This window comes from Oerskovia sp. NPDC060287 (genome assembly GCF_042726775.1).
Lineage (GTDB): Bacteria > Actinomycetota > Actinomycetes > Actinomycetales > Cellulomonadaceae > Oerskovia > Oerskovia merdavium.
In genome coordinates, this window is sequence record NZ_JBHXBO010000289.1 from 1 (window position 1) to 4,613 (window position 4,613).

The following is a 4,613-nucleotide window of genomic DNA, read 5'->3' on the forward strand; positions in this document are numbered from 1 at the left end:
CACCGGGGGCGCGGCGCCCCCGTCCCGCACGCACCCCACCGGAAGGCTGACCGCCCATGGACGTGCTGTTCTCACAGCTCTTCGCCGGGCTGAGCCTCGGCTCGGTCCTGCTCCTCGCCGCCCTCGGCCTCGCCCTGACGTTCGGCCAGATGGGCGTCATCAACATGGCCCACGGCGAGCTCATGATGGCCGGCGCCTACACCGCGTTCGTCGTCCAGGGCGTCGTCTCGGACGCGGGACTGTCGCTCCTCGTGTCGCTGCCGGTCGGCTTCCTGGTCGGCGGGCTCCTGGGACTCCTCCTCGAGGTGACCCTGATCTCGCGCATGTACCGGCGCCCGCTCGACACCCTCCTCGTGACGTGGGGGGTCGCGCTCGTGCTGCAGCAGGTCGCGCGCGACGTGTTCGGCGCGCCCAACGTGGACGTCCGCGCCCCGTCCTGGCTGAGCGGCGCCGTCGAGATCTTCGGCGTCGGGGTGCCCAGGACGCGCGTGTTCATCCTCGTGCTCGCGCTCGTCTGCGTGGGCGTCCTGGCGCTGGTCCTGCGGACGACGCCCCTGGGGCGCCGCATCCGCGCCGTGGTGCAGAACCGCGACCTCGCCGAGGCCTCGGGCATCTCGACGCGCCGCACCGACCGCCTGACGTTCTTCATCGGCTCGGGCGTCGCGGGGGTCGCGGGCGTCGCGCTCACGCTGCTCGGCTCGATCGGCCCGACGCTCGGCACCAACTACATCGTCGACGCGTTCCTCGTGGTCGTCGCGGGCGGGATCGGCCAGATCAAGGGCACCGTGATCGCCGCGTTCGGCCTCGGGATCCTCCAGGCGACCTTCGAGTACTCGACCACGGCGAGCGTCGCCAAGGTCCTCGTGTTCGTCGTGATCGTCCTCTTCCTCCAGGTCCGCCCCCAAGGACTGGTCACCGTCCGGACGAGGAGCCTCGCATGACCTTCCTCCAGCGTCTCCTCACCACCCCCCGCAGCCGGGTCCTCCTGGGCTTCGCGCTCGCCGCGGTCCTGCTGTTCGCGGTCGCCCCGGCGACCATGTCCACGTTCCGGCTCAACCTGCTCGCCAAGTTCCTGTGCCTCGCGATGGTCGCGGTCGGGATCGGTCTCGCCTGGGGCCTGGGCGGGATGCTGACGCTCGGCCAGGGCGTCTTCTTCGGTCTCGGCGCGTACATCATGGCCATGCACCTCAAGCTGGCCGACGCGGGCCCGGGCGGGGTGCCCGACTTCATGATGCTCTACGGGTCGGGCGTCGTCCCGGCCTGGTGGGAGCCGCTGCGCAACCCCGTGCTCGCGGTGCTCCTGGTCGTGCTCGTCCCCACGGCTCTCGCGGTGGTGCTGGGGCTCGCGATGTTCCGTCGGCGCGTGCGGGGGGCGTACTTCGCGATCCTCAGCCAGGCGCTCGCAGCCGCGTTCGCGATCCTCCTGGTGGGGCAGCAGGCGACGACGGGCGGGACCAACGGTCTCAACGGCTTCCGGTCGTTCTTCGGGTTCGACCTGACGGACCCGGTCAACAAGCGCATGCTCTTCTTCATCGCCGCGGGCACGCTGCTCGTGATGGTGGCCGTGGTCCGTCAGCTCATGCTCTCGCGGTTCGGCGAGCTCCTCGTGGCGGTGCGCGACCAGGAGAACCGGGTGCGCTTCCTGGGGTACGACCCCGCGACGATCAAGGTCGTCGCGTACGCGGCCGCCGCGGCCATGGCCGGGATCGGCGGGGCGCTGTTCGTGCCGGTCGTCGGGATCGTCTCGCCCGCCGACGTGGGCGTCGTGCCCTCGATCGGGTTCCTCATCGGCGTCGCGATCGGCGGTCGGGCCACGCTCCTGGGCCCGGTCCTGGGCGCGGTGGCGGTGAGCTGGGCGCAGACCTCGCTCTCCGAGCAGTTCCCGTCGGGCTGGATCTACTTCCAGGGCGCGCTGTTCGTCCTGGTCGTCGCGTTCTTGCCGGGCGGTCTCGCGTCGCTCGTCTCGCGGTGGGCCCGACGCCGGAGCGCGCCGCCCGCGCCCGGTGCGCCAGCCGCGGGGCTCGCCCCGGAAGAAGCACCCGTCGTCGGGAGGTCGGCATGACGCAGGAGGAGAACATGGAGACGACCGAGGGTCCGGCCCCGGTGGGCATCGACCTGGCTGCGGCCGACGCGGTCCTGGGGGCCGACGACGAGCGCTTCCGTCACGACTACCTCGAGGTCCGGGGCCTGCACGTCGAGTTCGACGGGTTCGTCGCGGTCCAGAGCGTCGACCTCACGGTCGTCCAGGGCGAGCTGCGCTTCCTCATCGGTCCCAACGGTGCGGGCAAGACGACGATCGTCGACGCGATCACGGGGCTCACACGCGCGAGCGGGTCGGTGCGTTTCGGCGGGACCGAGCTGCTCGGGCGCAAGACGCACAAGATCGCGCGCGCCGGCGTGGGGCGCACGTTCCAGACCGCGAGCGTGTTCGAGGAGCTCACGGTCCTGCAGAACCTCGACATCGCCGCGGGGGCCGGCCGGGGGCCGCTCACGCTGCTGCGGCAGCGCCGGGGCGTGCCCGAGCCGGTCGAGCAGGCCCTCGAGACGATCGGCCTCGCGCACCTGCGCGACACCCGCGCGGGCATCCTCGCGCACGGGCAGAAGCAGTGGCTCGAGATCGGGATGCTCCTGGTCCAGGACGCGCGACTCCTGCTGCTCGACGAGCCGGTCGCGGGCATGAGCCAGGCCGAGCGCGAGCAGACGGGGCTGCTGCTCCAGCGGGTCGGCGAGCAACGCACGGTCGTCGTCGTGGAGCACGACATGGAGTTCCTGCGGAGCTTCGCGTCGTCGGTCACGGTGCTGCACATGGGGTCGGTGCTCTCGGAGGGGACGTACGCGCAGGTCCAGGCGGACCCGCGCGTGCAGGAGGTCTACCTGGGTGCGGCGGGGGCCGCGCGCGGTGCCCGACGGCGCCGCTCGCCCGGGGCCGGGACCTCGCCCGGTGCGGAGGTCCCCTCGGGCGGGCCGGCTCTCTCGGGCGAGGCGGCCGCGCCGCTCCGGGAACCTGCCGACGCGATGCCCGCCAACCCCGACGAGCCGTCGCCGAACGAGGCCCCCGTGGCTCCGGGCACGGCAGCCGTCCAGGACCCCGCTGCCGCAGCCGAGCGCTCGGCTGTCGCGCCGACGACGAAGGAGAGCTGATGCTCGAGATCACCGACCTGCACGTCGGCTACGGACGCACCGAGGTGCTGCGCGGGGTGGACCTGAGCGTGCCCCCGGACGGGGTGGCCGCGGTCCTGGGGCACAACGGGGCGGGGAAGACCACGCTGCTGCGTGCCGTCGTCGGGCTGCTGAAGGTGCGCACGGGGACCGTGTCCTTCGACGGGACGGACATCACGCGCCTGCCCACGTTCGAGCGGGTCCGGCGCGGGCTCGCCTACGTGCCCCAGGGGCAGCAGGCTTTCGGCGACCTCACGGCCAAGGAGAACCTCCAGCTCGTCGCCGACACCCGGCGAGACGGGGCCCGGCGCACCGACGAGGCGCTCGACCTCTTCCCCGCGCTGCGGGGACTGCTCGACCGCCGGGCCGGGCTGCTGTCCGGCGGTCAGCGGCAGCAGCTCGCGATCGCGCGCGCCCTGGTGACCGCACCGCGGCTGCTGATCCTCGACGAGCCGACCGAGGGGATCCAGCCCTCGGTCGTGACCGAGATCGAGGACGCGATCCTCTCGCTCACCGAGGCCGGCGGGCTCTCGGTGCTGCTCGTCGAGCAGCACGTGGGCTTCGCGCTCGGGGCCGCGGAACGCTTCGTGGTCCTCGAGTCCGGCCGGGTGAGCGCCGAGGGCGAGGGCGGCGCGAGCGCCGAGGCCGACGTGCGCGCGATGATGGCAGTGTGATGACGGGTCGTGCGCTGCCTGCACGACCCGACGGCGGAGGGAAGTGGGCCAGATGAGTGGGACGACCGAGGCGGCGGAGGTCGCGCCGACCTCCCTGCGAGAAGCGGTCTACGCGGCCCTGCGGACCGAGATCCTCAACGGGCGCGTCGGGCCGCGCGAGCGGCTCACCGAGCCCAAGCTCAGCAAGCGGTTCGAGGTCTCGCGCACGCCCGTGCGCGAGGCGCTGAGCCGGTTGCTGTCCGACGGCCTGGTCGAGCGGACGGACTTCGGCTACGCCGTGGTGCTGCCGAGCCTCCAGGACCTGCGCGACCTCTACGAGCTGCGGGTCACGCTCGAGCTGCGCGGGGTGTCGAGGATCATCGAGAACGCCGACCTCGCGTACGACCTCCCGGCCGTGCGCGCCGAGCTCGACCGGTGGTACGAGATCCGCGAGGACGTCCCGCCACCGGACCCGGGCTTCGTGATGCTCGACGAGCAGTTCCACACCGCGCTGTCCCGTGCGGCGGGCAACCAGCGGCTGACCGACGCCCTCGTGGTGGTCAACGAGAAGGTGCGTGCCGTGCGCATGTACGACTTCATCGAGCACGAGCGCATCCAGGTCACGGTCGACGAGCACATCGAGATCATGGAGCTCGTCCTCTCCGACGACCTGCTCGCGGCCAGGACGGCGCTGCACAAGCACGTGGGCGAGTCGCTCGAGGTCGTCATGGAGCGGGCCAGCGGGGCCATGTCCCGCATGGCGCTCGCGGGCTGAGCGGCCGCGGCCGGTCCGGACGGGTC

The 4,613-nt window shown here is 72.6% G+C and carries 5 protein-coding genes; all 5 read left to right on the top strand.

Translation table 11 applies throughout. The annotated features are described in order from the left end of the window. Positions 1–56 precede the first annotated feature (56 nt). The 5 genes from urtB to ACFWFR_RS17610 are packed head-to-tail and all read left to right on the top strand — an operon-like array spanning position 57 to position 4,587. Entirely contained in the window at positions 57–941 is an 885-nt protein-coding gene (urtB, locus tag ACFWFR_RS17590) for an urea ABC transporter permease subunit UrtB (protein WP_377623892.1), read from the top strand. Then, complete coding sequence (gene urtC, locus ACFWFR_RS17595; protein ID WP_377623893.1) at positions 938–2,062, top strand: urea ABC transporter permease subunit UrtC; 1,125 nt, start codon at positions 938–940, stop codon at positions 2,060–2,062. Before urtB ends, urtC begins: the two co-directional genes overlap by 4 nt. Continuing rightward, a complete protein-coding gene (urtD, locus tag ACFWFR_RS17600) occupies positions 2,059–3,141 on the top strand; it encodes an urea ABC transporter ATP-binding protein UrtD (protein WP_377623894.1) in 1,083 nt (360 codons plus the stop codon). The genes urtC and urtD overlap by 4 nt, the downstream gene beginning before the upstream one ends. Further along, entirely contained in the window at positions 3,141–3,833 is a 693-nt protein-coding gene (gene urtE, locus ACFWFR_RS17605; protein WP_377623896.1) for an urea ABC transporter ATP-binding subunit UrtE, read from the top strand. Before urtD ends, urtE begins: the two co-directional genes overlap by 1 nt. Before the next feature lie 52 nt (positions 3,834–3,885). Continuing rightward, positions 3,886–4,587: a GntR family transcriptional regulator gene (locus ACFWFR_RS17610; protein WP_377623898.1), complete on the top strand. Its 702-nt coding sequence runs from the start codon at positions 3,886–3,888 to the stop codon at positions 4,585–4,587. Positions 4,588–4,613 lie beyond the last annotated feature (26 nt).